26 protein-coding genes are annotated in these 25,257 nt (G+C 47.2%); 21 read left to right on the forward strand and 5 right to left on the reverse strand.

Translation table 11 applies throughout. From position 1 onward, the window contains the following. Positions 1–178: 178 nt before the first annotated feature. Positions 179–409 carry a hypothetical protein gene (locus tag BTR1S_RS09510; protein ID WP_006639229.1) on the reverse strand — a complete coding sequence of 77 codons (231 nt, stop codon included), beginning with the start codon at positions 407–409 and terminating at the stop codon, positions 179–181. A 221-nt stretch (positions 410–630) separates the two neighbouring features. Between BTR1S_RS09510 and BTR1S_RS09515 the strand changes: the two genes are divergently transcribed. From BTR1S_RS09515 to BTR1S_RS09535, 5 genes are all read left to right on the forward strand, one after another. Further along, positions 631–957: a hypothetical protein gene (locus BTR1S_RS09515; RefSeq protein WP_006639228.1), complete on the forward strand. Its 327-nt coding sequence runs from the start codon at positions 631–633 to the stop codon at positions 955–957. A gap of 23 nt (positions 958–980) precedes the next feature. Next, the gene (locus tag BTR1S_RS09520) at positions 981–2,075 is read left to right on the forward strand and encodes a DUF4097 family beta strand repeat-containing protein (RefSeq protein WP_029419573.1); all 1,095 of its coding nucleotides are present in this window, start codon (positions 981–983) and stop codon (positions 2,073–2,075) included. Between the two features lie 4 nt (positions 2,076–2,079). Beyond that, complete coding sequence (locus BTR1S_RS09525) at positions 2,080–2,277, forward strand: PspC domain-containing protein (protein ID WP_006639226.1); 198 nt, start codon at positions 2,080–2,082, stop codon at positions 2,275–2,277. Further along, positions 2,278–2,637, forward strand: coding sequence for a phage holin family protein (locus BTR1S_RS09530; protein WP_006639225.1), 360 nt, complete (start codon positions 2,278–2,280; stop codon positions 2,635–2,637). Between the two features lie 94 nt (positions 2,638–2,731). Then, positions 2,732–6,838, forward strand: coding sequence for a metallophosphoesterase (locus BTR1S_RS09535; RefSeq protein WP_029419572.1), 4,107 nt, complete (start codon positions 2,732–2,734; stop codon positions 6,836–6,838). A gap of 17 nt (positions 6,839–6,855) precedes the next feature. On the opposite strand, the gene BTR1S_RS09540 is transcribed toward BTR1S_RS09535, so the two are convergent. Then, positions 6,856–7,746 (reverse strand): MFS transporter, encoded by an 891-nt coding sequence (locus tag BTR1S_RS09540; RefSeq protein WP_029419571.1) that lies wholly within the window; start codon positions 7,744–7,746, stop codon positions 6,856–6,858. A 143-nt stretch (positions 7,747–7,889) separates the two neighbouring features. After that, positions 7,890–8,372 carry a MarR family transcriptional regulator gene (locus BTR1S_RS09545; protein ID WP_006639222.1) on the reverse strand — a complete coding sequence of 161 codons (483 nt, stop codon included), beginning with the start codon at positions 8,370–8,372 and terminating at the stop codon, positions 7,890–7,892. 200 nt (positions 8,373–8,572) lie between these two features. Here BTR1S_RS09545 and hprK point away from each other — a divergent pair, with 200 nt between their 5' ends. From hprK to BTR1S_RS09570, 5 genes are read left to right on the forward strand one after another with little or no spacing between them, the layout of a single operon-like run. Continuing rightward, complete coding sequence (gene hprK / locus BTR1S_RS09550; protein WP_006639221.1) at positions 8,573–9,505, forward strand: HPr(Ser) kinase/phosphatase; 933 nt, start codon at positions 8,573–8,575, stop codon at positions 9,503–9,505. An 11-nt stretch (positions 9,506–9,516) separates the two neighbouring features. Next, complete coding sequence (gene lgt, locus BTR1S_RS09555) at positions 9,517–10,329, forward strand: prolipoprotein diacylglyceryl transferase (RefSeq protein WP_006639220.1); 813 nt, start codon at positions 9,517–9,519, stop codon at positions 10,327–10,329. Between the two features lie 22 nt (positions 10,330–10,351). Next, the gene (locus BTR1S_RS09560; protein WP_006639219.1) at positions 10,352–11,299 is read left to right on the forward strand and encodes a nucleoside recognition domain-containing protein; all 948 of its coding nucleotides are present in this window, start codon (positions 10,352–10,354) and stop codon (positions 11,297–11,299) included. Beyond that, complete coding sequence (gene ppaX, locus BTR1S_RS09565; protein WP_006639218.1) at positions 11,289–11,936, forward strand: pyrophosphatase PpaX; 648 nt, start codon at positions 11,289–11,291, stop codon at positions 11,934–11,936. Before BTR1S_RS09560 ends, ppaX begins: the two co-directional genes overlap by 11 nt. Beyond that, a complete protein-coding gene (locus BTR1S_RS09570) occupies positions 11,933–12,451 on the forward strand; it encodes an acyltransferase (RefSeq protein ID WP_006639217.1) in 519 nt (172 codons plus the stop codon). Before ppaX ends, BTR1S_RS09570 begins: the two co-directional genes overlap by 4 nt. Before the next feature lie 18 nt (positions 12,452–12,469). On the opposite strand, the gene BTR1S_RS09575 is transcribed toward BTR1S_RS09570, so the two are convergent. Further along, positions 12,470–13,135, reverse strand: coding sequence for a pectate lyase (locus BTR1S_RS09575; protein WP_006639216.1), 666 nt, complete (start codon positions 13,133–13,135; stop codon positions 12,470–12,472). Between the two features lie 356 nt (positions 13,136–13,491). Here BTR1S_RS09575 and BTR1S_RS09580 point away from each other — a divergent pair, with 356 nt between their 5' ends. Continuing rightward, positions 13,492–14,526: a glycosyl hydrolase family 18 protein gene (locus BTR1S_RS09580; protein ID WP_029419570.1), complete on the forward strand. Its 1,035-nt coding sequence runs from the start codon at positions 13,492–13,494 to the stop codon at positions 14,524–14,526. A 111-nt stretch (positions 14,527–14,637) separates the two neighbouring features. On the opposite strand, the gene BTR1S_RS09585 is transcribed toward BTR1S_RS09580, so the two are convergent. After that, entirely contained in the window at positions 14,638–15,366 is a 729-nt protein-coding gene (locus BTR1S_RS09585; RefSeq protein ID WP_006639214.1) for a C39 family peptidase, read from the reverse strand. Between the two features lie 228 nt (positions 15,367–15,594). Between BTR1S_RS09585 and BTR1S_RS09590 the strand changes: the two genes are divergently transcribed. The 10 genes from BTR1S_RS09590 (at position 15,595) to trxB (ending at position 24,891) form a co-directional block, all read left to right on the forward strand. Beyond that, positions 15,595–16,770: an ATP phosphoribosyltransferase regulatory subunit gene (locus tag BTR1S_RS09590; RefSeq protein ID WP_006639213.1), complete on the forward strand. Its 1,176-nt coding sequence runs from the start codon at positions 15,595–15,597 to the stop codon at positions 16,768–16,770. After that, positions 16,763–17,404: an ATP phosphoribosyltransferase gene (gene hisG / locus BTR1S_RS09595; protein WP_006639212.1), complete on the forward strand. Its 642-nt coding sequence runs from the start codon at positions 16,763–16,765 to the stop codon at positions 17,402–17,404. Before BTR1S_RS09590 ends, hisG begins: the two co-directional genes overlap by 8 nt. Then, complete coding sequence (gene hisD, locus BTR1S_RS09600; protein WP_029419569.1) at positions 17,401–18,681, forward strand: histidinol dehydrogenase; 1,281 nt, start codon at positions 17,401–17,403, stop codon at positions 18,679–18,681. The genes hisG and hisD overlap by 4 nt, the downstream gene beginning before the upstream one ends. Next, complete coding sequence (gene hisB, locus BTR1S_RS09605) at positions 18,681–19,265, forward strand: imidazoleglycerol-phosphate dehydratase HisB (protein WP_006639210.1); 585 nt, start codon at positions 18,681–18,683, stop codon at positions 19,263–19,265. Before hisD ends, hisB begins: the two co-directional genes overlap by 1 nt. Next, positions 19,266–19,904 (forward strand): imidazole glycerol phosphate synthase subunit HisH, encoded by a 639-nt coding sequence (hisH, locus tag BTR1S_RS09610; RefSeq protein WP_006639209.1) that lies wholly within the window; start codon positions 19,266–19,268, stop codon positions 19,902–19,904. Beyond that, positions 19,901–20,638 (forward strand): 1-(5-phosphoribosyl)-5-[(5-phosphoribosylamino)methylideneamino]imidazole-4-carboxamide isomerase, encoded by a 738-nt coding sequence (gene hisA / locus BTR1S_RS09615; protein WP_006639208.1) that lies wholly within the window; start codon positions 19,901–19,903, stop codon positions 20,636–20,638. The genes hisH and hisA overlap by 4 nt, the downstream gene beginning before the upstream one ends. After that, positions 20,635–21,393 carry an imidazole glycerol phosphate synthase subunit HisF gene (hisF, locus tag BTR1S_RS09620; protein ID WP_006639207.1) on the forward strand — a complete coding sequence of 253 codons (759 nt, stop codon included), beginning with the start codon at positions 20,635–20,637 and terminating at the stop codon, positions 21,391–21,393. The genes hisA and hisF overlap by 4 nt, the downstream gene beginning before the upstream one ends. Continuing rightward, positions 21,390–22,019, forward strand: coding sequence for a bifunctional phosphoribosyl-AMP cyclohydrolase/phosphoribosyl-ATP diphosphatase HisIE (gene hisIE / locus BTR1S_RS09625; RefSeq protein ID WP_006639206.1), 630 nt, complete (start codon positions 21,390–21,392; stop codon positions 22,017–22,019). Before hisF ends, hisIE begins: the two co-directional genes overlap by 4 nt. A 293-nt stretch (positions 22,020–22,312) precedes the next feature. Continuing rightward, positions 22,313–23,773: a tetratricopeptide repeat protein gene (locus BTR1S_RS09630; RefSeq protein ID WP_006639205.1), complete on the forward strand. Its 1,461-nt coding sequence runs from the start codon at positions 22,313–22,315 to the stop codon at positions 23,771–23,773. Between the two features lie 167 nt (positions 23,774–23,940). Next, positions 23,941–24,891 (forward strand): thioredoxin-disulfide reductase, encoded by a 951-nt coding sequence (trxB, locus tag BTR1S_RS09635; protein WP_006639204.1) that lies wholly within the window; start codon positions 23,941–23,943, stop codon positions 24,889–24,891. Positions 24,892–25,257: the final 366 nt, after the last annotated feature.

Below are 25,257 nucleotides of genomic sequence, written 5' to 3' on the forward strand. Positions count from 1 at the left end.
AGCTGTTATAAATCTTAGGGAAGAAAGAAAAAGCTGTAATATAGCATGCATGAGAAAGCATCAGGTTCCAAACTCCGGGGCAACCCACGACGCGGACCAGTCTGGCGATTCAAGCGGGCAGGCGCCGGACCGTTCATCTAGCCGGGCTGACAAACTGACACGTGCCGATTGAATCTTACTATTTATTCGGATCACTGAGTTGTTGTGCCGCTTCCGTCAGGCTGTTTGTGATATGTGTGCTGCTGCTGCTGAGCAGAACTTTCAGATAGCGGATTTCATTTGAAAGCGGAGGCGCCGAGTTGATCGCTTCCAACTGGTTAATGATCCCTTGATTGATCCGTTTTTGTTCCTGAATCAGTTCAAAAAGCTGCGGAGCAAATGACGCATGTTCCGCCTGTCTATGTTTCATGACGCCGCCTCCTTCTTATTACTGGGCTTTGCACATATTGTAAAGGGTTATAAAAAAAGAATCTATTCATAAAATCTAGAAAAATCAATTTGCGAAGATTGACGCATGCCCATCGAATGAAAATGAAACAAAACGGCTATGATACACGTAGACTTGAGTATAAGGTCATTGTACATTGGACTCAGGAAGAACTGTTTTAAAACCTCAGGAGAGTGATCAGAATGACGAGAAACAACGCACTGATTTCTGCAATTTGTTATTTTAGCGTTTTTTTTGCCCCGCTTATTTTGCCTATTGCCGCGTATTTTATAACAGATGATCAAGAAACGAAAAAGCATGCGCTGCGCTCGCTCATATCGCATATTATTCCGTTTATCAGCGTAGTCATACTGGCGGCGGGTGCGGTGAGCGGAATGTTTATATTTGATGACGGCGGCTATTTCGCATTTTTTTCTGTTTTCGGCGGCTTTATTTTTTTCGTGATCATCAGCTTGATTATTGCGATTTGGAACGTTATCCAGGGAATTAAAATGCTGACTCGGGTATAAAAGAACGAGAACGGGGGATTTTCATGACAAATGAAAAAGAACGGATTTTAAAATTGGTTGAGGCAGGGAAGCTGTCAGCGAAAGAAGCGCTGATCCTGATTGAAAAACTGGAAGAAGACTACAAGCAGAAAGAAAGCAAGATCACGGCATTATCCGAGAATGTCATTGAATCAGAACAGTTTTACAGCGAAAAGAAGAGAGAGCCGAAACCTTCAATCGGTTCCAAGCTGTTTGAATGGATTGACACCGCGGTTAAAAAAGTGAAAGAAGTTGATCTGGATTTGAATTTTGGGCAGTCATACGAAGTCCAGCACATTTTCCAATTTAAAGATATAGATTTTTCCACACTCGACATTCAGCTGGCCAATGGCAGCGTCAATCTCCTCCCGTGGAGCGATGCAGATATGCGGGTCGAGTGCCAGGCGAAAATATACCGGGCCGAAACCCTTGATGAAGCGAGGCGGGCTTTTCTTGAGCATATTGAATGCGGAAGCGAAGGAGATAAATTTTTGATCCGCACCGAGAAAAAGACGATGAAGACCAATCTGACCGTCTATATTCCAGACAAGGAATACGGCAAAATCCGCTTCAAGCTGTTTAACGGCCCGGTCAGGGGGGAACATTTAAACGTAAAAGAGCTTTCGGCCAAAACGACAAACGGCATTTTATCGTTTTCGGGGCTGACCGCCGGCAAAGCTTCATTGGAAACGGCCAATGGGCAGATCAAACTGGCGGACCACGAGTGCGGGGAGATTGAAGCGGAAACGATCAATGGGCTAATTGATCTGAAGGGATCGTGTGAGACCCTTGATTTGCAAAGCTTCAACGGCAATATTGCCGCAACTGTCAAGAGTCCGCACTGCCGTTCGGCTTATGTGAAAACGACGACGGGCAGCATTGAATTGAATGTTCCCCGCGACTGCGCCGTCACCGCAGAGCTGAAAAGCAATCTGGGTTCCCTGTCTAATGAACTGTCCGACGCGGAAATCCTTAAAGAAAAAAATGAAACGATACAGAAAGAAATGTATATAAAAGCAAATCAACATCATGATCAAAACATGACGGTATTTTTAGAATCAAAGACTGGATCGATTCATTTAAACCATACACAGGAGTGATATAATGAAAAGGCTATTTCGATCCGAAACAGACAGAAAAATTGCCGGGGTCGTCGGCGGCCTGGCCGAATATTTCCATATCGACGCAGCACTGCTCAGAATCATAACCGTCTTGTTGTTTATTTTTTCGACGGGAATTCCCGTGCTGCTGATATATATCGTCTGGGTGTTTGTAGTTCCAAATGAAGGAGACGTCAAATAGATGATAAGATGGATCATAAGCGTTCTTGTCAACGCCTTGTTACTCATCGTTATTGCCGGATATTTTGATTCGGTTCATGTCGGAAGCATCGGAGCGGCCATTTTGGCCAGCTTGATTTTATCGATTTTGAATGCATTTGTGAAGCCGGTGCTGATCATTCTCACATTGCCTGTCACGGTTGTGACGCTCGGTTTATTTTTATTTGTAATCAATGCCGTCACACTGTATATGACAGCGGCGATTATGGGCGACAGTTTTAACCTGGACGGCTTTGGGACAGCCATATTCGCGTCCATTGTCCTGTCGGTCTTTCACCTGCTGATCCAAAAAGCAATCATCGAACCGATGACAAAAAAGTAAAAAGGAGCCTGAAGCCTCAGGCTTCTTTTTTTTGCCTCGGATAAGTTTTCATAAAAAAGATGCGACAAGGCAAAATACGAAAGGGAGGTAGACGATGAAAAAGAACAGAAACCGCCAAACCCTTTTGTTGATTGTCGCAGCATATCTTTCGGTTATATCGGTGTCTCCCGTTTATGCGGCTGACATACAGCCGATAAGCGCAGAGCATGTTCAGCCAGCAGCAGGCGCAGGCGAAAACTCGCCTGTCATAAGGCATACACCTGTAGAAAAAGGGGAGAAGGGCGAGGATTTGCTTTTTACGGCAAAGACGGATGCAGACACCGTGATCCTGTATTACAAACAAAATGAAGAGCTGCCGTTTCGTGCGGTTCCAATGGAAATTGTACCAGGCAAAAAGGAAAGCTACATTGCCAAAGTTGACAGCGGAGCATTCACTTCCGACAAGGTTGTTTATTATATTGAAGCCCGGCATGGCGATCATTCTGCCAAAACGGAGATGTACACCATCGATATAAACGGGTTTCAAGAAGATGTTCAGAAGCTGCCTGAGCTTTTGATTACTGAAATGGTTGTCGATTCAGCCAATGTCGGCGGAAAAGACGGATATGAATTTATTGAAGTTTATAATAATACGAATGAACCTGTTCATTTGAACAGCTACAATATGAGATACAGACATCCTGAAAAGGGAAAGGAATCTGATGTGCTCTGGCCTTTTGAACAGGACGGTATCACGATTCCTTCAGGAAAAACACATGTTTTTTGGCTGAAAAACGAGGCCAACGGACATTTAACGGCTGCTGATTTCAACCGTCATTACGGCGTTCATCTGGAAGAAGGCAAGACATTGTCCGGATTGAAAGGAGGCGGGATGGCCAACCTGGCATCAAGGGATCTGGTCATGACCACGGACAGCGGGGAAGAGATCGCCGTCGCACATTATGATCATCAGCCCGGATGGACCGACGCGGCCGAGGATAAAGCGATTCTTTATAAGTACCCGATTGACGGTACAAAGCATATGGCGAAAATATCGAGCGGGGAAATGAAACCGTCGCCAGGCTCGCTTTTAAGGGAACAGACACCATCAGAAATGGTGACGATTCTGCCGGATAGAGAAAGACCGCGAATCCGGGATCTCACTGCCCGTCAACCGGTTAAGCCTGGAGAGACGATTCAGCTTTTGGCAGATATAAAAGACAATAAACAGGTCAAAAAAGCACAGTTTTTTTACCGGATGAGCGATGATGAAGCATTTATCGGAGTCAGCGCCGAAAAAAGCGAAACGGACGGCCTCTACCGTCATACCATCGATTTCACCGAATGGATCGGTAAGGAAAAGTTTGAGTATTATATAAAAGCGAGTGACGGCTCTAATACGGTCGCTGGAGGAAAGAAAACGATCCCGTTTGAACAAAGCTTTCTAAAAGGACTCAGGCTTAATGTGCAAGAGGGAGACACCGTTTCCGGGAATATGATGCTGAAGGCCACTTCGGAAGGACCGCCTGAGGAGACGGTCATCCGGATTGACGGAAAAAAACAAAAGCCGGCCGGCACAGCCCTTGAAAAGACCGCCTATTTTGCTTTTGACGTCAATAAAACGAACCTTTATTTTAAAAATGCGGTGACCATCGGAAAGCGGGTTCAAAAAATATTTGATGACACATACCATCGGTACAAGACGATTACCGTACCGGTTCCGCCTGAAGAATTTTCAAAGGGCAAGCCCTTTTCCATCAAAGTCCGTTCAGGTACGAAAGCATCTCCATTTCAACAATCGGCTGCAGAAAACCGCGACGATTTTTTACTGAAAAACCCGCGCCTCATTTTGGCGGACGGAACGGTCATCCGTGATGATCGCTATACCGATCCGTCATCTGCTCTCCGCGTCGGGAACAACCGGGATGCGGAGAAGTGGTATGAATTTCGTTTTTCTCTGCACGATGCCAGTTTTAAGTCGCTGGCCTTTCATTGGAAAACAAAAGACTGGAAGGAAGGCTGGCATACGATTGAAGCGGAGAACCGTGAAGAAAGAGTAAAACGGAAGGTAATGGTTGATCACAGCGGTCCGCAAATCAAAACTTCCATAAAAGACGGAAAAGCCTATAAAGGGGTGTTTACCCTTGATGCGGCCGTCAAAGACAAACGGAGCGGAATCAAAGAAATCAAAGCGTCTCTTGACGGCAAAACGATTTCTTTGCCGCATGCCGCGGCATCCGCAGACCTGGCTGCCGGAAAACATGTCTTTAAAGTAAAAGCGGTCGACAGCGCGGGCAATGCCACGGTTGCGAAAAAAGTCTTTTACATCAAAAAGGAACAGCCTGAAAAACCCGAAAAAATCAAAACCCGCTCCGGCAGCACACAGGCTGAATTAGCCGTACGCGTCAAAGATCCTACAAAAGACAAACTGAAGGTTTCCTTTTATCGGGGCCATCAATATACGGTAAAGGATGAAGAGCATGTCAAAGTCTCGGTAAATGGAAGCGAGACAGAGCCGCCCAGGGGGTTTGCCGTTCATGGAGAGAAGCCGCTGTCCAAAGAAGAGCGCAGCAGCTTATCGGCAGCCGACGGACAAGGCTTTGAGACCGTTTCTACGACCCGGTTTCCGTATCACCGTTTTGATGTGAAAATCGCTGGAAATGTTGGTCGACATGATAAAGCGGAAGTGACATGGCGGGGAAGCTCCCTTCCGGGGAGAAAGGTATCCATGTTCGCCTGGAACTTCAAGAAAAATAAATGGGATGCGATTGTTTACCAAATTGCAAAAGATGAAAAGGCTTTTACACTTAAGGGAAACATCAAGACGGCAGACCATGTCCGCCATTCCCGGGCGAGCATCATCATTCAGGACCAAATCCGGCTTTCTCCTGATGATTATACCTTTATCTGGATGTCGGACACCCAATATTATGCCGAAAGCTATCCGCATATTTTTGAAAAGCAGGTCAAATGGATCGCAGAGCAGAAAGACAGGCTGAACATTCAATATGTTTTCCATACGGGAGATATTGTGGATGAAGCCGATCAGCCCGTTCAATGGAAGCGGGCTGATCAATATATGAAGGTGCTTGACAAGCATCAGGTGCCATACGGCGTACTGGCGGGAAACCACGATGTCAGCCATAAGGATCGTTCGTATGTGAGCTACGGCAAATACTTCGGCGAGAAGCGCTTCAAGCATAAACCATTTTACGGAGGCTCCTTTTTGAACAATAAGGGGCACTACGATTTGATTTCCAGCGGGGGCAACGACTATATCATGCTCTACATGGGCTGGGGAATCGGAACAAAAGAACTGCGGTGGCTGGATGAGGTGCTGAAAAAGTATCCTGACAGGAAAGCGATCCTGTCGTTCCACGAATTTTTGCTTGTGAGCGGTAGCAGGAGCCCGATCGGCGACAGGATATTTGAGCATGTCATCAAACCGAATCAAAATGTCATCGCTGTTTTAAGCGGCCATTATCACAGTTCCAATTTGAAAGTAGACAAGCTTGATGACGACGGCGACGGCCGTCCGGACAGGAACGTGTACCAAATGCTTGCCGATTATCAAGGCGGACCTGAAGGCGGTCAAGGCTATTTGAGGATTTTTCAGGTCGATCCGAAGCGCGATACTATTCATGTCAAAACATATTCGCCATACCTTGATGATTATCATTTTTATGATCCGCATCAATATGGAGCAAAAGATGAATTCAGCATCAAAACCGATCTGAAACCGCGCCGGAAAAAAGTCAAAACCGACTACTTTGAACTGAATGTGTTTTCTCGCCAGCAAATCGGCGAAGCGAAAAAAGTCAAAAGCGGAAAAACGGCGTCTGTAACTTGGGACCGTTTAAAGCCGAACACAGACTATTTTTGGTATGCCGAAGCGGTTGACCAATATGGCGGCAAAAGCCGGTCTGACATTTGGAATTTCACGACGAAGCAAGAAGATGTGAAGCCGTTTTCAAGTAATAAAGGGCCAGAGTGGCCTGCTTCCGCACACCACAGGAACATGTCGGACAGTTCTGCGACAGGCTGTGGAAAGTCAACAGATCCACCCCTCTCAGCCGGACATGATGGGCCCGCCCGCATGGTATGCGAAGCGGGGCTCCCTTCCTTGATCAATGTCTTAAAAAACCGGCTTCCGCTTGCCGAGATTGGTTTTTTGCTGGCCACATACACGATTCTCGATCGTAAAAAGCACTTGTTTTCCTAGCGGATGGCAAGTGTTTTTTACATGTCCCGGCGGGCCTGTTTGTTTCTATAGGCCGATAATATGGTGATTGCGCCAATCACAATAATGGACATGACGGCAGCGGCTAAGTAAAGCTTTCCAAACCCGGTTCCAATGCTCTCTTGAATCGCGTCTGTGATGATCTGTTTTATATTTGGATCCGGAATTTGGCTGAGCTTTTCTTTCAGCTGCAGCGCGTTTGCTTCGCCTCCTGCAAATGAATTCGCGGGGATGCCGTACATGACGGACAAAATCGCCAAAGATAAAATGACGGTTCCCGTCAGATCGAGAGGTTTTATTTGATCGGCTTTTGTTTCGCTGATAAGCGGAAAGCTGAAGAGGACAAGCCCGGCGGCAATCGGCAAATTAATTAAAAACAGCCAATGCCAGCTTCCGGCGATATCAAGAATAAAGCTGCCGATATTCGGACCGAGCACGGCGGCGATGCCGTTCATCGCGCCCAACAGTCCAAGCGCAGTCCCTTGTTTTTCTTTCGGAAGCACCGTGAGAACATGGGAGCTTCCGATAATGAAAATGCCGCCCCCGCCAAGCGATTGAATGAGACGCGCCAATAAAAACATCGGAAAGCTTTGGCTGATGGCAACCAATAATGACCCTATGCCAAAAAGCGTGACCTCTGCAATAAAAAGCTTTTTTCTTCCATAACGGTCTGACAGCTTTCCGACAATCGGAACACTGACGGCCAAGCCGAGTGTATAAAGCGTAATTCCCCATGCCCCCCATGAAGGGGATACTTGAAAAGACTTATTGATTGTCGTAAGTGCTGCTGAAATAATGCCATTGTCCAAGGCTGCCATAAACACGCCGATCGTAAACAGAAAAATCGCCCATTTCTGGTTTGGTTCGGCTTTTGGAAGAGTGGCGGACATCATGATTCCCTCCTTATATGATTAACTTAAAATAAATAATTCACTTTAAATGAATTATTTTTATCATCCTTGAAAATCCTTATTTTGTCAAAAGGAATTTTTCATCAAAAAAAAAGCCGCGCCTGTACCGGCTGCGGCTTTTTTTAGTCTGCTTCATTTGATTTCAGCGCTTTTTCAAGGATGCTGAGCCCCTCATTCACTTTTTTCTTTTCGTCTTCATTCAGCATCTGGAGGGCCTTTTTCAGCTTCTCATGCCCTTTTTTATACAAGCCCCGGAAAATGTCTTTTGCTCTTTCCGTCAATTCGACGACGATCGTTCTTCGATCTGTCTCAGAATGCGTTCTTTTAATAAAATCGGCCTGTTCAAGGCGGCCGAGCAGCCCGGTCATATTTGGCAGGGAGGCGCCCATTTTTTCGGCGATCTCCGAGACTTTCAGTTTTCCGTGGTTGTTCAAAAGCATTAATACTTTCATTTGCGGCATACTGATATCAAGCTTCATCCATTCAGAGACATCCCCAAGTCCCGCGGCTGTCAGGACTTTCATATATAGAACCCATGTTTCTTTTTCCTCAGGTGAAAGGATGTCCTCATTCAGCACGGTTGTATCATGAATATTGTATTCCACGCTCTGTTCACTTCCTTTAAACGTTCCTCTCTTCATACTACTGATTTTTCGGGATGAAAGAAAGCCTTTCACCGGGCGGCCGCCGGGAAATCGTCATAAGCTTTATTTATCAAAAATAGTTTTAGGTTCATTTTGAAAGTGATAGAATAAAGCTGAATGTCTAGTTTTTCTTCACCTGAGAAGAGGAGGGTGCATCAATCGTGCCGAAAGTTCGAACAAAAGATGTGATGGATAAATTTAAGCTGGAGCTGATCAGCGGAGAAGAAGGAATCAACCGACCGATTACGATGAGTGATTTGTCAAGGCCGGGGCTTGAAATGGCGGGATATTTTACATACTATCCGAAAGAACGGGTCCAGCTGCTTGGAAAAACCGAAATTACCTTTTTTGAGAAGCTTCCTGAAGAAGAAAAAAAACAGCGGATGCTTTCGTTGTGCACTGAAATTACGCCGGCGATCATTCTGTCGCGTGATTTGCCGATTCCGTCCGAACTGATTGAAGCTTCTGAAGAAAAAGGCGTACCTGTGCTGCGTTCGCCTTTGAAAACCACGCGCCTGTCCAGCCGCCTGACGAATTTTCTCGAAAGCCAGCTGGCTCCGACGACGGCAATTCACGGCGTGCTCGTGGATGTCTACGGCGTAGGGGTTTTGATTATTGGAAAGAGCGGCGTCGGAAAAAGTGAAACCGCTTTGGAGCTTGTCAAAAGGGGCCACCGTCTTGTTGCGGATGACTGCGTGGAGATCAGGCAGGAGGATCAGGACACACTGATCGGGAGCGCGCCTGAATTAATTGAGCATCTCCTTGAAATCAGAGGACTCGGCATTATCAATGTTATGACATTATTCGGCGCGGGAGCCGTCAGAAGTTTTAAACGGATCACCCTTGTGATGAGCCTGGAGCTTTGGGAGCAGGGAAAACAATATGACCGTTTAGGGCTTGAAGAAGAAACAATGAAAATCATAGATACCGACATTCCAAAGCTGACCATTCCGGTCCGTCCGGGAAGAAACCTCGCTGTCATTATCGAAGTGGCCGCCATGAACTTCAGGCTGAAGCGGATGGGTCTGAATGCGGCGGAGCAATTCACCAATAAACTCGCGGATGTGATTGAAGATGGTGAGCTTGAAGAATAGGAGCTGACAATATGAATGAAACGATTGAACCTTTAAATCCGATTGCCTTTCACTTAGGGCCGATTGCCGTCCACTGGTACGGGATCATCATCGGTTTAGGCGCGCTGCTTGGATTGTGGCTGGCAGTCAGGGAAGGCGAACGGAGAGGGCTGCATAAAGACACGTTTGTAGATCTGGTGCTTTTCGCGATCCCGATTGCGATTATATGCGCGAGAACATACTATGTCATTTTTCAATGGGACTATTACAGCCAGCACCCTGATCAGATCATTCAGATATGGAACGGGGGCCTTGCGATCCACGGCGGTCTCATAGGGGCCGTGTTGACGGGGATCATTTATGCAAGGGTAAAGGGCCTTTCCTTTTGGAAGCTCGCCGATATCGCGGCTCCAAGCATTCTTTTGGGCCAGGCGATCGGCCGCTGGGGGAACTTTATGAATCAGGAAGCCCACGGCGGAGCTGTATCAAGGGCGTTTTTAGAAAACCTGCATTTGCCTGATTTCATCATCAACCAAATGTATATCAACGGGCAATATTATCATCCTACATTTTTATATGAATCATTATGGAGCTTTACGGGAGTCATTGTTTTACTTCTTTTGAGAAAAGCGAATTTAAAGAGGGGCGAATTGTTTTTACTCTATATCATCTGGTATTCGATCGGCCGCTACTATATCGAAGGCCTGCGCACGGACAGCCTGATGCTGACGGAATCGCTCCGCATCGCCCAGGTCATTTCCATTGCTCTGATCGTATGCGCCGTTGCGCTTCTTCTGTTCAGACGTTTAAAAGGTGATGAGATTAAACGATATCAAGAGATGTAGATTGCATAAAGGGGAGACAGCAATGAAGGGAACCTTAAAAGCCGGGGCGGAAGCGGGCCTGAAAACGACATGGACGCTCGGAAAGGTGATTTTTCCGGTTACGCTGATTGTCAGCCTGCTTCAGCATACTCCGGTGATGGACTGGATGATCAAGCTGATCACTCCGGCGATGGGAATTTTCGGTCTTTCAGGGGAAGCGGCAATCCCGCTTGTTTTGGGCAACATGCTCAATTTGTATGCCGGAATTGCGGGTATACTGACGCTCGATTTGTCTGTCAAAGAAGTCTTTATATTGGCTGTCATGCTGTCGTTTTGCCATAACCTGATTATTGAATCGACAGTCGCTTCAAGGGTCGGAATCAAGATATGGCTCATTCTGATTGTCCGCATCGGCCTTGCCGGCGTCTCCGCCATCCTGATCAATCTTGTGTGGCACGGAGGACAGGAGGCGGCCAAATACGGTTTGATATCGGCAAAGGCTGCGGCTCCATCCGGCTGGATTGACATCTCGCTTGAAGCCGTCACAAAGGCGGGGCTTGGGATTCTGCAGCTGGCAGCGATTGTCATACCGCTGATGATCATCATTCAGTATATGAGGGACCTCGGCTGGCTGAACATCTTTTCCAAGTGGTTCGCGCCGTTGACGAGAATGCTCGGAATGAAAGAAAACACATCGATGACAATGGTCGCCGGACTGACCATCGGGCTAGCCTATGGAGCAGGCGTCATGATCAAGGCTGTCGAGGAAGACGGCGTCAGCAACCGGGATGTGACGCTTGCATTCATTTTTCTTGTCGCCTGCCATGCCGTCGTTGAAGATACATTGGTATTTATTCCGCTCGGCATTCCGGTCTGGCCGCTGCTTATGATCAGGCTTGTGACAGCGGTCATCTTGACGATCGCAGTCTCGCGTCTGTGGAGGAAACCGGGTTATTCCGTTCGGAGAAAGGAAGCTTTGTATGAAAATTAATACGGTTTTATTTGATTTGGATGGAACGCTCATTAATACAAATGAGCTGATCATCGCATCGTTTTTGCATACCCTTGAGCATTATACCCCAGGCCGCTATACAAGGGAGGATGTGCTTGCATTTATTGGACCTTCCCTTTACGAAACCTTCAGCGGCATAGATCGGGATAATACTGAAGAAATGATCAGCATGTACCGCGAGTTCAACCATAAAATGCACGATCAGCTCGTGACGGAATATGATACGGTTTACGAGACGCTCGACCGCTTGGCCCAAGAAGGGTATAAGCTCGGCATTGTGACGACGAAGCTGCGCGATACCGTCAACATGGGTCTTGAGCTGACGGGTTTAGGCCGTTTCTTTGATACGGTCGTGACGCTTGATGATGTAAAGCGTGCCAAGCCCGATCCTGAGCCTGTTCTGCTTGCGCTTTCCAAGCTTGGCAGCCGCCCCGATGAAGCGATCATGGTCGGCGACAATTACCACGATATTTTAGCTGGGAAACATGCGGGCACAAAAACGGCGGGCGTCGCTTGGGCGATTAAAGGGGAAGCAAGCCTTGCCAAGCATCAGCCCGACTATATGCTCGGCAAAATGAGCGACCTTCTTGCGATTCTCGGAGTGGAGCAGGCTTGAGAAAAACGAAGCGTTATCCGGTGTCAGGCGCCAACTCCTTATGGCATGTCTATCAAACGGTTCCGTTTTTCAAAGTGGTCAAAAACTTTATCGTCATTCAGACGGCCCGCTATACACCGTTTCTCGGGGTGAAAAACTGGATGTACAGAACGTTTTTGCGGATGAAGATCGGAGAGCAAAGCTCATTTGCCTTGATGGTCATGCTTGATGTGATGTTTCCCGAAAAAATATCCGTCGGCCGTAATACCGTGATCGGCTACAATACAACGATTCTAGCCCATGAGTATTTAATTAAAGAGTATCGTCTCGGTGAGGTCGCAATCGGAGATGAGGTGATGATCGGAGCGAACACGACGATCCTTCCCGGCGTAACCATCGGAGACGGCGCCGTCGTTTCCGCCGGAACGCTCGTTCATAAGGACGTTCCGCCGGGAGCTTTTGTCGGCGGCAATCCGATGCGGCTCATTTATACAAAAGAAGAAATGGAGAAACGGATGGAAACCCCCTCTGAGTAGACAGAGGGGGTTTCATTGCTAGAATTCCTGATTGTTTTTTTCCGTCACATGCTTTACTCCGATCCACTTTTTGCCGACATTCGAGTATCTTGTGTTTGTCATCGTCACGGTGCTTGTCGAGCTGTCCGTTCTGAAAATGGCTTCCTTCATGTTGGTGATGGTGCAGCTGTCAATCACGACGGAAGTCTTAAAGGTTGAGCCGCCGAGCTGGCGAATGAACTTGCCCCCTTGATCAGCGGTGAAGTTTTTCACCGTAAACGTGCTTGCTTTGTTGATTTGAAAAATCTTATCTGAGGCCAGGCGCGCAGATCCGCCGTTGATCGTGACATTTCCCTTTTGTTTCACAGTCAGGGCGTCCTCTCCGACATCCTCCCAAACGACATTATTGATCGAAGCGTTTCCGTAAGTGTGAACGCCATCAGCAGCCGGTGCGCCAAGCACGACATTTTTCAGCGTCGCCCCATCCTCCACCTTGAAAATCGGTTTTTGGCCTTCTTTCTGACTGCCGTCGCCAAGCTCCGGACCAGCCGTAAAACGCTGTCCTTTTCCATCATAAGTCTTCCCTTTTTCAACGACAATCGTTTGATGGACGACCTCTGCGGCAGAGGCTTTTTCGGGAAAAGCCTGTCCGCACAAACCGGCAACCAAACCTGACAGCACGACCAAACCAGCTAATTTTTTCATGACTGAAACCCTCCTAAAGATTTAGTTTTGGCTGACATTCAGCCATGTCTCCTGCCTTCATCCCTGCCGTCATTTTCGTTCTGGTTCTTTTGCATCGAAAGTGAGACATCTAATTTCGCTATTATCATAAAAGGATATCTCGCGATTGTAAACTAATCATTTCAAAATATGTAAAAATACAGTAAATTACACACGGAATGAGACATCGGTTTATTCATTTTTTTAAATCTGTCAATGAAAATTGAGCTATTTTCGAACAGGATAAAAGAATCGATAGAAAAAATTGCTAGTCATTTCACAATTTTTTCATTTGCTTTCATGTTAAAATTGGAAAAAATGAAAAGGGGAATATGACGATGAAAAAGAAATTGTGGGTATGCATGGCGCTTTCGGCTATTATTGTATTCTTTACATATGCGAAAGCAGATGCAGCTGAAAAGATGGTTCTCGGCTATACGACGTGGGATGCCGCTTCAGATCAATCGCTTGCGGCGCATCATGAATATATCAATTCCATCGCCACCGATACATTTGCCTTTAATGAAAACGGAAATATCATCGGCGACAGCCCTGAAAACCAGCTGGCGCTCGCTAAAAAATACAATATCAAGACATGGGCCGTGATCTCGAATTACAGCGAAGCGATTCAAGATTTTGACGGCGATCTCGCGTCAAAAGTCATGAAAAACGCAACAATCAAAAAACGATTCGCCAGTCAGCTTGTAAAGCTGGCAAAAGAGCATGGCTATCATGGCGTCAATATCGATTTTGAAGCGGTTTTTCCGAATGAGCGGGCGGATTATTCAAGCTTCATCCAATATGTTGCAGACACTTTGAAGAAAGAGCAGATCCAAACGATGGTTTCTGTACCTGCCAAAAGTGCGGATGATCAGGAGGATGAATGGAGCTGGCCTTACGATTATGCAAAGATTGGACGGGCCGCCGACTATGTGCAAGTCATGACATATGACGAGCATGGCAGCTGGAGCGAGCCTGGTTCTGTAGCAAGTATGGGCTGGATCACAAGCTCTCTTGATTTTGCGGTTCAGGAAATAAGGGCCGATAAAGTGGTCATGGGTATTCCTGCATACGGGTATGATTGGGATGAAACAAATCAAGAAAACAATACGATGAAGCAGTGGAATGAGATTCAGTCGCTCATAAAAGAGACGGGGGCCAGACCCGTATATGATAAACAGACAGCTTCAATGACGTTTTCATATGTCGATCAGAAGGGGCATCAGCATGTTGTCTGGTATGAAAATGAAGACACCGTGGAAATGAAAAGCCGCCTTTCAGTCGAATATCAAATTGCAGGGGTTTCTGTCTATGCACTAGGCCATGAATCCGAGTCTTTTTGGCAGGCTGTTCAAAAAGGAACAAAATCGTAACGGAAACGCAGGCCTGCCGGCCAAACTCCTTTAAAGGAGCTTGGCCGGCGGTTTTTTTATTTATACGCATAAAGAAAGAGGCTGGTGATGAGTCCGGCCTCATTTTCTTTTTTAGGAAGCAATCACAATCGCTTGATTCCCCATTTGCTCCCATGACTGTTCGAAATTGTCTTTGTCGGTTTTTCTGTTTTTATAACCGTATGGATCGTTTACATACACGTGGTTCTGATCATAGCCTGTGACCACCACGCTGTGGACGCTGTATGTCACATCAACTTTGCCTGAGGGCGTTTCCCATGTTTCCATATCATTCACCGGGGTGAATTTTACGGTGGTAATCACCCAGACCGGCCTCCCGCGATTTAATTGCTCGTAGATGGCTTCAGGTTTGCTTCCCGTTAAGTCGATGACTTTATTTCCGGCATATGATTGGGCCAGCTCATAAACCGGTCCGTGGTAGACGCTGAGGCCGGGGCCGTTTTCCATATCGCCGACAAAGCCGTCGTTAGGGTTTCCTTTTAAGCCGTTTTTATAATGTAAAGGAACTTTTTGGACGTTTTTGGCAAGCTCATTTTTTGTCACATCATGGCCGCTGTAATTTAAAATCATCGCCAAGCTGGCTACTTCGCAGCCATTAAAAAGCTTGGGCGGGTCCATTTGCTTAATCAAAGGGACGTCGAGCGGCTTGATTTCATCCTTTATGTTTTGGCTGCCCAAAATCTGACCGCTTTTTAGCATGTCGGTTAACGGGCTGAATGCATCTTTGGAAAACAATATGAAAATGGCGAATATAACAGCTGCTAAGAAGAAAGTAAGGAAAAGTGTTTTGAAAAATTTCATATGAGTCTCCTGTTCCCGTTCATGATCTATATGAATAAATGAATTGCGTTCTTGATTAATTATATCATCAAGTGGTTCTTTAGATAAGTTATCATTTTACAGACCGTGGGCTGTCCGAATTTTCCGGCTGTTATTGATTTTGATTCTTTTATCTGTTAGCATATTATCATATTAGCGAACTAAAGGATTCGGAATTTTCCTTCTAACGTATATGGGGGTGCAAGTCAGATGTTTATGTTCGAAAAACCGCACGGCATGAGAGATACACTGCCGGGGCTCTATGAAACGAAGAAAAGGGTGCGCTCTTCATTGACAGAGGTCATGGGTCTGTGGGGATATGAATTCATGGAGACGCCGACGCTGGAGTTCTATGAGACGGTCGGCGTACAGTCGGCCATTTTGGAGCAGCAGCTTTTTAAGCTGCTTGATCAGGAAGGAAAGACCCTTGTGTTAAGGCCTGATATGACGGGGCCGATCGCAAGGGTGGCGGCTTCAAAGCTTCTTAAAGAGCATCATCCGATTCGTGTCGGATATGCGGCGAATGTATTCAGAGCGCAGGAACGGGAAGGCGGCCGACCCGCAGAATTTGAACAAGTCGGAGTCGAATTAATCGGGGATGGTTCGACAAGCGCTGATGCCGAGGTGATTGCGCTTGTGGTATGCTCGCTCAAAAAGGCGGGGCTTACATCTTTCAAAATTTCGATCGGCCATATCGGAATCGCAGACGCTTTATTTATGGAGGTTCTGGGTAATGAAGAAAGAGCCCATGTGCTGCGGCGTTTTTTATATGAAAAAAACTATGTCGGCTACCGCGAGCATGTGAAAGCTTTGAACCTATCATCAATCGATAAAAACCGGCTGCTCGAGCTCCTGGAGCTGAGGGGCGGTATTGAAACATGCGGCGCTGCTAAAGCCATCGTCGATTCTGAAAAAGGAAAGAATGCGATCTCAGAGCTGGAGACGCTTTGGCAGACGCTCGGCGACTATGAATGCGCAGATGATGTAAAGCTCGATTTGAGCATGGTCAGCCATATGAGCTATTATACGGGCATTTTATTTGAGATATACGCTGAAAACGTAGGATTCCCGATCGGAAATGGAGGGCGCTATGACCAGCTTCTCGGCCGATTCGAATCCCCCGCCCCGGCCACGGGTTTCGGGATTCGAATCGACAGGCTGCTTGAAGCGTTGAATCCGGAAGATGAAACGGAAAAAATAGATGTCGTCATTTTCAGCACAGAGCAAAGGGCAGAAGCGATCAAGTTTGCCGGAGAGGAGCGGCGGAAGGGCAAAAAAGTCGTTCTTCAGGATTTAGCGGGGATCGAAAACATCGACCAGATGACAAAGTACTTTCGAAACGTGGCCTACTTTATCGGTTCCAGAAAGGAAGAGCAGCATGGGTAAACAATTGACGATTGCGATGCCGAAAGGACGGATTTTTGATGAAGCTGCCGGTCTGCTTCGGCAAGCCGGCTACCGGCTTCCGGAAGAATTTGAGGATTCAAGAAAGCTGATCATCGATGTGCCTGAAGAAAGCCTTCGCTTTATCCTAGCAAAGCCGATGGATGTCACGACATATGTGGAACATGGCGTGGCAGACGTCGGAATCGCAGGCAAAGACGTCATGCTTGAAGAAGAGCGTGATGTCTACGAGGTCCTTGATTTGAACATCAGCAAATGCCGCCTTGCAGTAGCGGGATTACCGCAGACGGCCGCCGGCGGTGTTGCGCCGAGAGTGGCGACAAAATATCCGAATGTCGCATCAAGCTATTTCAGAGAACAGGGAGAGCAGGTCGAAATCATTAAGCTGAATGGTTCAATTGAGCTTGCTCCGCTCATCGGCCTTGCCGACCGGATCGTCGATATCGTCTCAACAGGACAGACGCTGAAAGAAAACGGCCTTGTCGAAATTGAGAAAATTTGCGACATCACTTCACGGTTTATCGTGAATCCGGTCAGCTACCGGATGAAAGATAGTGTCATTGATGAAATGGCTTCACGGCTTTCACTTATTGTGGAAGGGGAAAAGACAATATGAAGATTAAGTCTATTAGCGGGAATGCCGCTGTTTCGCTAAAAAGGTCGATCAGCTCCGGTACGGAAGAACAAAGAAAAACAGTGCTTGCGATTATTGATGAAGTAAAAAAGAGCGGGGATGCCGCTGTTGCCGCTTTTACAAAGCGGTTTGACGGCGCAGAAGTATCGGCTCCGCACGTTTCCGAACAGGAAATCAAAGAAGCGTACGGCATGCTGAAGCAGGATGATATTGAAACATTGAAATCAGCGATTCATAACATTAAAGAATATCATGAACGGCAGCTGTCTTCTTCATGGTTTTACTACAGAAAGGACGGAACGATGCTCGGCCAAAAAATCACGCCGCTTGATTCGGCGGGCGTTTATGTACCTGGAGGGACGGCGGCTTACCCGTCATCCGTTCTGATGAATGTGATTCCGGCTCTTGTCGCAGGCGTCGGGCGAATCGTCATCGCTTCTCCCCCTGGCAAGGATGGCAGGCTGTCTCCCGGGGTGCTTGTAGCGGCGGCGGAGCTCGGTGTAGAAGAAATATACAAAATGGGAGGGGCCCAGGCGATTGCGGCTTTGGCATATGGAACGGAAACGATTGCCCCTGTCGATAAAATCACGGGGCCGGGCAACATTTATGTCGCCTTGGCTAAACGCGAAGTATTCGGCCAGGTTGACATCGATATGATCGCAGGGCCGAGCGAAATCGCCGTTCTCGCAGATCAGACGGCAAATCCGCGGGAAATCGCCGCAGACCTCCTTTCACAGGCCGAGCATGACGCGATGGCATCAAGCGTGCTTGTTACCGATTCCCGAATTCTTGCTGAAGCTGTAAGGAAAGAAGTGGATCAACAGCTTGAGCGCTTGCCGAGAAAAGAGATTGCCCGGCGGTCCATTGAGAATCACGGCTGTATTTATGTAGCGGAAACACTTGCTGATGCTGTCTCCGCAATCAATGAGCTAGCCCCTGAACACCTTGAAATCTTGACGGAACAGCCAGAAGCGCTGCTGGGGAAAATCAAGCATGCCGGCGCGATTTTCCTGGGGCGCTACAGCTCGGAGCCTGTCGGAGATTATTTTGCGGGTCCCAATCATGTGCTGCCGACCAATGGTACAGCCAAATTCTCAAGCCCGCTCGGCGTCAGCGATTTTCAAAAGCGGTCGAGCATTATTTCATACAGCAGGGAAGCGTTTGAAGCAAACGCCGGAAAAATAGCTGCGTTTGCCAGAATGGAAGGGCTTGAAGCCCATGCTAGAGCGATTGAATCCAGAAACCGGGAGGAAGACTGATGAGAAAAGCTGAACGGGCAAGAAAAACGAATGAAACGGATATTAAGCTGTCTTTCCATATTGATGGTGAAGGGGAGGCGGATATTCAAACTGATGTGCCGTTTATGACGCATATGCTTGATTTATTTACAAAGCACGGCCAATTCAACCTTTCCGTCGAGGCTAAAGGCGACGTGGAAATCGATGACCACCATACGACAGAGGACATCGGCATTTGTCTCGGTCAGGCGCTTTTGGAGGCGCTCGGCGACAAAAAAGGCATTAAACGCTACGGAGCAAGCCTGGTGCCGATGGATGAAGCGCTTGCCCAGGTTGCGGTTGATTTGAGCAACAGACCGCATCTTGAATATAGAGCGCAGTTTCCCAGTCAGAAAATCGGAACATTTGATACAGAGCTTGTACACGAATTTTTATGGAAGCTGGCCCTTGAAGCGAGAATGAACCTTCATGTCATCGTCCATTACGGGATGAATACCCATCATATGATTGAAGCGATTTTTAAAGCGTTGGGCCGCGCCCTTGACGAAGCGACGATGATCGATCCACGTGTCAAAGGAATTCCATCAACGAAAGGAATGCTGTAAATGATCGGTGTCATTGATTATGGGATGGGAAACCTGTACAGCGTCTCAAAAGCGCTGGAGCGGATCGGAGCGCCCTATATTGTATCAGAGCAGATGAGTGAGCTGCAGAAAGCGGACAGCTATATCCTTCCGGGAGTGGGCGCTTTCCGTGATGCGATGGAAATTTTAAATAAAACAGGCCTGAAAACCTTTATTCAAGATGCGGTCAGCGAAGGAAAGTTGCTTCTCGGCATTTGCCTCGGTATGCAGCTGTTGTTCGAAGAAAGCGAAGAACAGGGCAGCACGGAAGGTCTCGGCCTTTTGAAAGGAAAAGTGATCAGGCTTGAGGCGCGCGACGCGGCGGGAAATCGTCTGAAGGTGCCTCATATGGGCTGGAACCGCCTCGCGATACACCGGGAATCCCCGCTTTTGACGGGGGCTGATGAAGGGTACGCTTATTTTGTTCATTCCTATTATGTCAGCGGGATAGATGAGGAAGCGCTGCTGGCAAGCGCTGATTACGGCGTGCGCGTACCGGCCGTCGTCGGCCTCGATCATGTATACGGCGCCCAGTTTCACCCTGAAAAAAGCAGCACAGTCGGAATGTCGATGTTACAAAGATTCAAACAGCTGACAGAAGAACAGAAGGTGACAAAATGAGCGGATTTACATTATACCCGGCGATCGATATGAGAAATGGAAAATGTGTGAGGCTTGTACAAGGAGATTACGCTAAAGAAACAATATACGGAGATTCACCGCTTGAAATGGCGTCATTATTTGCTGATGAGGGTGCGGAATGGATTCATCTCGTTGATTTGGACGGCGCAAAAGAAGGAAAAAGAGTCAATCACCGTGATGTAAAAGCGATTGCTGAAAAACTGAATATCAAAGTTCAGGTCGGCGGGGGCATCAGAACCGAAAAAGATGTTGATGAATATTTGTCAAATGGTGTAGAACGAGTGATTTTAGGGAGCTCAGCTGTATCAGATCCGGCTTTTGTCAAAAAAATGCTGAAAACATACCGGCGCCATATTGCGATCGGGCTTGATGCAAGAAACGGTTTCGTTTCAACGGAAGGCTGGCTGGAAACGTCGGAAGTGAAAGCGGTAGAACTTGGCAGAGAGCTTGCGGAGGAAGGCGCTGACGTTTTTATTTTTACAGATATTGCGACAGACGGAATGCTGTCCGGACCGAACATTGACAGTACGGTTGAGCTGGCAAAAGCGACCGGAAAACAGGTGATTGCCTCAGGCGGTGTCAGCTCTTTGGCAGATCTTGAAGCCCTGGCGGCCCGGCGCTCGGAAGGAGTCGGCGGCGCGATTGTCGGAAAAGCTCTTTATACGAATCAATTCACCGTCTCTAAAGCGCTTGAAAGGGTGGGGACAACGTGATTACGAAACGCATTATACCGTGTCTGGATGTAAAGGACGGACGCGTCGTCAAAGGAATACAGTTTCTTGAGCTGAAGGACGCCGGCGATCCGGTTGAACTTGCCGAAGTGTACGACAAAGAAGGAGCCGACGAGCTCGTCTTTCTCGATATCTCCGCTTCCCATGAAGGGAGAAAAACGATGGTTGACGTTGTGGAAAGAGTGGCGGCGAAGCTCGCGATCCCTTTCACCGTCGGCGGAGGCATCAACCATCTGGAAGATATGAAAACGATTTTGCGGGCCGGAGCTGATAAAGTCTCCGTCAATACAGCAGCCGTTCTGCGCCCTGAGCTGATTGCGGAAGGCGCGGCCTTCTTCGGCTCCCAATGCATCGTTGTCGCGATTGACGCCAAATATGATCAGGATGAAGGCAAATATGTTGTGTACACACACGGCGGCCGGAAAAAGACGGATCTGGAGGTTGTCTCATGGGCGAAGGAAGCCGTTCAGCGGGGAGCCGGAGAGATTTTGCTGACAAGCATGGATTCCGACGGCGAAAAAAACGGGTTTGATCACAGGCTGACAAAGCTCGTGTCAGAAGCCGTCCCGGTTCCCGTCATTGCCTCGGGCGGCGCGGGAAATGCCGCACATATGCAAGCCGTGTTTGAAGAAGGCGAAGCTGATGCAGCACTCGCCGCTTCCATCTTTCACTATAAAGAAACATCGGTCAAAGAGGTCAAAGCTTATTTAAAAGAGCGCGGGGTGAATATCAGATGATAAAAGCAGATGAATTGACATTTAATGAAGCCGGTTTAATCCCGGCGATCGTCCAGGACGCAGCAAGCAAAGAGGTCCTGACATTGGCTTATATGAACAAGGAATCGTTTGAAAAAACGGTGGAAACAAAAGAAACGTGGTTTTTCAGCCGCTCCCGCGGAGAGCTGTGGCATAAAGGAGCGACATCAGGAAATGTTCAGCATGTGACAGACATCCGCCTTGATTGCGACAGTGATGCCCTGGTCGTCCTTGTTGAACCCAAAGGCCCCGCTTGCCATAAAGGAAGCTACAGCTGTTTCTCATCCGTGGAGAACAAAAAAGCGTCAGGCAGCGATCGGTTTGCCATTATCAATGAGCTTGAGACCGTCATCGCCAAACGGCAGGCAGAAATGCCTGAAGGGGCTTATACAACGTATTTGTTTCAAGAAGGCCTTGATAAAATATTAAAGAAAGTCGGCGAAGAAGCCGCCGAGGTGATCATCGCTTCGAAAAACCGCGATCATGAAGAATTGAAATGGGAAGCGGCTGACCTTATCTATCATCTGCTCGTGCTGTTAAGGGAACAGGCCCTTCCGCTTGATGATGTGTTGAACGTGCTGGAAAAACGCCATGAAGGATCAAGCTGACACAGACCAAAAAATCCAGGCCGTAAAGGTTTGGATTTTTTTGATTGAAAATCAAGGTGTTCTGCCGATATAAATCATCCATCAGAAAGGGAGTGATTCGATGTCAGGCCGCATGCCGTCAAAGCTTTCTGATGAGGCAGCGAACAGCATGGAAAAAACGATTTTAGTTTCATAATCCGCCGCCAAAAGTGGAAAATGCAGAGAATTCTCTCGGAACTTGTTTTTGATCTGTTAAGCGTGCCGGAAACTATGTTATACTACTCACGGTATACAGTTTGAAATGGAGGGTATCTGTGGGAAAGTACACTTCTGAAGATCATAAAAAGGCAAGAATTGTCGAGCTCTTTCAAGATGGACAGTATTTTTACCATAAAGGGCTCAAAGCATACAGAGAGCGAAATTTATCCCGCGCGAGCAAGCTCATTCAGAGAGCGATTTTTCTTGAACCGGAAAATACGGGCATGCTGTCACAGCTTGCCGTCATTTATACAGAGATGGGCTACTATCAGCAATCAAACGAACTATTGGACTTTATTTTAAAAAATATAAATGAAAAAATGACTGAATGCTATTATTTCAAAGCGAACAATTATGCACATCTTGGACTTTTCCAGGAAGCCTATAAGGCGGCGGAAACCTATTTAAAGGAAGATCCGAACGGCGAGTTCAGCGCGGAAAATGCGGAGCTCCTTGATTTATTGGATATGGGTGAAGAAGATTCAGGCTACTCGGAGTATGATCAGGACGATTTAATCCTGAAACAGGACCGGGCGAAATCGCTTTTGGAAAATGGACAGCTGCAGGAGTCGATCAGCATCCTTGAGGAGGTCATCGCCGATTATCCCGAGTTTTGGTCAGCCTATAATAATCTGGCGCTCGCTTATTTTTACACCGGTGATGTTCAGAAAGCGAAGACGACGATTTTCACCGTTTTGGAAAAAAGCCATGGGAACCTCCATGCGCTTTGCAATCTTCTTATTTTTTACCATTATGAAAGAAAAGATGAAAAGGTCAAATCGCTTTCTGATCAGCTGTCAAATATTTATCCAATGCTGATCGAGCAAAGATATAAGCTTGGGGCGACACTATCGCTTGTCGGCAGGTACGACCTCGGGTTTAAATGGCTGAAATCCCTTTACCGCATGGGTTTTGAAGGTGATGAAACTTTTTACTACTGGCTTGCCTGCTCCGCATATTTTACCGGGCGCACTCAGTTCGCCCGGAATGTGTGGAAAAAAATGCAGGAGGAGCATCCTTCAGACGGCCGGATAGAGCCGTGGAAAGAACGGATGGAAAAAAGCCCTGTTCAGCGCCCGGTTGAGGAGCGCCTTGCCGCATATTTTCTCAGCGGAAGAAAAGGGGAAAAAGAACAGCTGAAGGCAGTCCTTGATTCTCGAATCGCCAAAACGTCGTTTGAAGAGCAGTTTGTCAGGCTCGTTCTATACGGTGAAAGCGGAACGGCCGTCACTTCAAAAGACGCTCTTCTCGCTTACAGAACCGCGAAGGCGATCGAAGAAGCGGATCGTTCTGCGGTCGAGCAGGAGGCGATGTGTTTTTGGATCTTTCACGTTATTCAGCAGATCAGGGCTTTCGGGCTTCAGCTGAAAAACGCCGGCGGTTTGGCCGCGGCGATCTATTTCATCTGGAAAACAGAGCATCAGGAGCTCTTAACCAAAGCGGAAACGGCAAAGCTTTTCGGGATTTCGCCAGGAACGCTTTCAAAATACGAACGTACATTAAAAGAACATCTGTAAAAACAGGATGAACCAATGTTCAGCCTGTTTTCATTTTTGAGCAAAAAAATAGCGCTTATTCATGATATTTTATAGGATATGGGTAAGGAAGAAACAAGAAGGGAATCTTATAGAAATGGACTGCTTGCCAGCAAAAGCAGCAGAAGATTCATGAAGGAGTGAACATTGTGTCAGAAGAAAAAATTTATGACTGCATTATTATAGGGGCGGGTCCTGCGGGGATGACGGCGGCCGTTTATACCTCAAGAGCGAACCTGTCAACCTTGATGGTTGAAAGAGGAGTGCCGGGCGGACAGATGGCCAATACGGAAGATGTTGAAAACTATCCGGGATTTGAAAGCATTCTGGGGCCTGAACTTTCAAATAAAATGTTTGAGCATGCGAAAAAGTTCGGTGCGGAGTATGCTTACGGAGATATTAAAGAAATCGTCGACGGCGAAGAATACAAAATTGTCAAAGCCGGATCAAAAGAGTTTAAAGGACGCGCCGTGATCATTGCGGCCGGCGCCGAATACAAGAAGCTCGGCGTTCAAGGCGAAAAAGAGCTCGGCGGACGCGGCGTCTCCTATTGTGCAGTATGCGACGGCGCTTTCTTTAAAAACAAAGAGCTCGTCGTTGTCGGCGGCGGAGATTCCGCCGTTGAAGAAGGCGTCTACTTAACCCGTTTCGCTTCAAAAGTAACGATTGTTCACCGCCGCGACAAATTAAGAGCGCAAAGCATCCTTCAGGCGCGCGCGTTTGACAATGAAAAGGTCGATTTCCTTTGGAACAAAACGGTCAAGGAAATCCATGAACAGGATGGAAAAGTCGGCAAAGTGACGCTTGTTGATACCGTCACAGGCGAGGAAGAAGAATTCCGTACGGATGGCGTCTTTATTTACATCGGCATGCTGCCGCTGTCAGAGCCGTTTAAAAATCTCGGCATCACTAATGACGAGGGCTATATTGTAACGAATGAGCAGATGGAAACAAAAGTAGCGGGAATTTTTGCGGCGGGTGACATTCGTGAAAAATCCCTCCGCCAGATTGTAACCGCAACAGGCGACGGAAGCATCGCCGCGCAGAGTGTGCAGCATTATGTTGAAGAGCTCGCTGAAAAAGAAAAGGCTGTAAAATAAACGAAAGTTAATCGTCATCTTGATTTAACCGCCTTGTAACACCAGTGAAACAATTATTCGTTATGATGGAGACAGTAATTGACCCCCTTTTATAATGAATTTTTTGGCACGGATTTTCTTGATCCGTGTCCTTTTTTTGTACGGCTTAAGATCTATTTTTACATATTTTCACAATTTATTCATATTTACAACATGAATATGATGATTTTGCTGTAAAATAGAAGAAAGAAAGTTTTTCGCAAGCGCTTCCATTCGTTTGTTTATCTATGTTTGACCTGCCTGCGCCGCTTTCTTTCATATGAAGCGGGGGGCAGCCCCGAAAAGACGTTTTCCCGGGTTGGACTGCATGTTCATTGTGGGCGGCAT

This window comes from Bacillus sonorensis NBRC 101234 = KCTC 13918 (assembly GCF_001592005.1).
Taxonomy (GTDB): domain Bacteria; phylum Bacillota; class Bacilli; order Bacillales; family Bacillaceae; genus Bacillus; species Bacillus sonorensis.

Excerpts from the sequence above, each read along its gene's own strand:
- BTR1S_RS09530 (WP_006639225.1), top strand. The coding sequence starts at position 2,278 with ATGATAAGATGGATCATAAGCGTTCTTGTCAACGCCTTGTTACTCATC.
- BTR1S_RS09535 (WP_029419572.1), top strand. The coding sequence starts at position 2,732 with ATGAAAAAGAACAGAAACCGCCAAACCCTTTTGTTGATTGTCGCAGCA.
- BTR1S_RS09510 (WP_006639229.1), bottom strand. The coding sequence starts at position 409 with ATGAAACATAGACAGGCGGAACATGCGTCATTTGCTCCGCAGCTTTTT.
- BTR1S_RS09590 (WP_006639213.1), top strand. The coding sequence starts at position 15,595 with ATGTTTATGTTCGAAAAACCGCACGGCATGAGAGATACACTGCCGGGG.
- BTR1S_RS09525 (WP_006639226.1), top strand. The coding sequence starts at position 2,080 with ATGAAAAGGCTATTTCGATCCGAAACAGACAGAAAAATTGCCGGGGTC.
- BTR1S_RS09575 (WP_006639216.1), bottom strand. The coding sequence starts at position 13,135 with ATGAAAAAATTAGCTGGTTTGGTCGTGCTGTCAGGTTTGGTTGCCGGT.
- BTR1S_RS09585 (WP_006639214.1), bottom strand. The coding sequence starts at position 15,366 with ATGAAATTTTTCAAAACACTTTTCCTTACTTTCTTCTTAGCAGCTGTT.
- BTR1S_RS09515 (WP_006639228.1), top strand. The coding sequence starts at position 631 with ATGACGAGAAACAACGCACTGATTTCTGCAATTTGTTATTTTAGCGTT.
- hisIE (WP_006639206.1), top strand. The coding sequence starts at position 21,390 with ATGATAAAAGCAGATGAATTGACATTTAATGAAGCCGGTTTAATCCCG.
- hisB (WP_006639210.1), top strand. The coding sequence starts at position 18,681 with ATGAGAAAAGCTGAACGGGCAAGAAAAACGAATGAAACGGATATTAAG.
- lgt (WP_006639220.1), top strand. The coding sequence starts at position 9,517 with ATGAATGAAACGATTGAACCTTTAAATCCGATTGCCTTTCACTTAGGG.
- hisD (WP_029419569.1), top strand. The coding sequence starts at position 17,401 with ATGAAGATTAAGTCTATTAGCGGGAATGCCGCTGTTTCGCTAAAAAGG.
- BTR1S_RS09560 (WP_006639219.1), top strand. The coding sequence starts at position 10,352 with ATGAAGGGAACCTTAAAAGCCGGGGCGGAAGCGGGCCTGAAAACGACA.
- BTR1S_RS09580 (WP_029419570.1), top strand. The coding sequence starts at position 13,492 with ATGAAAAAGAAATTGTGGGTATGCATGGCGCTTTCGGCTATTATTGTA.
- BTR1S_RS09520 (WP_029419573.1), top strand. The coding sequence starts at position 981 with ATGACAAATGAAAAAGAACGGATTTTAAAATTGGTTGAGGCAGGGAAG.
- ppaX (WP_006639218.1), top strand. The coding sequence starts at position 11,289 with ATGAAAATTAATACGGTTTTATTTGATTTGGATGGAACGCTCATTAAT.
- hisG (WP_006639212.1), top strand. The coding sequence starts at position 16,763 with ATGGGTAAACAATTGACGATTGCGATGCCGAAAGGACGGATTTTTGAT.
- hisA (WP_006639208.1), top strand. The coding sequence starts at position 19,901 with ATGAGCGGATTTACATTATACCCGGCGATCGATATGAGAAATGGAAAA.
- BTR1S_RS09540 (WP_029419571.1), bottom strand. The coding sequence starts at position 7,746 with ATGTCCGCCACTCTTCCAAAAGCCGAACCAAACCAGAAATGGGCGATT.
- hisH (WP_006639209.1), top strand. The coding sequence starts at position 19,266 with ATGATCGGTGTCATTGATTATGGGATGGGAAACCTGTACAGCGTCTCA.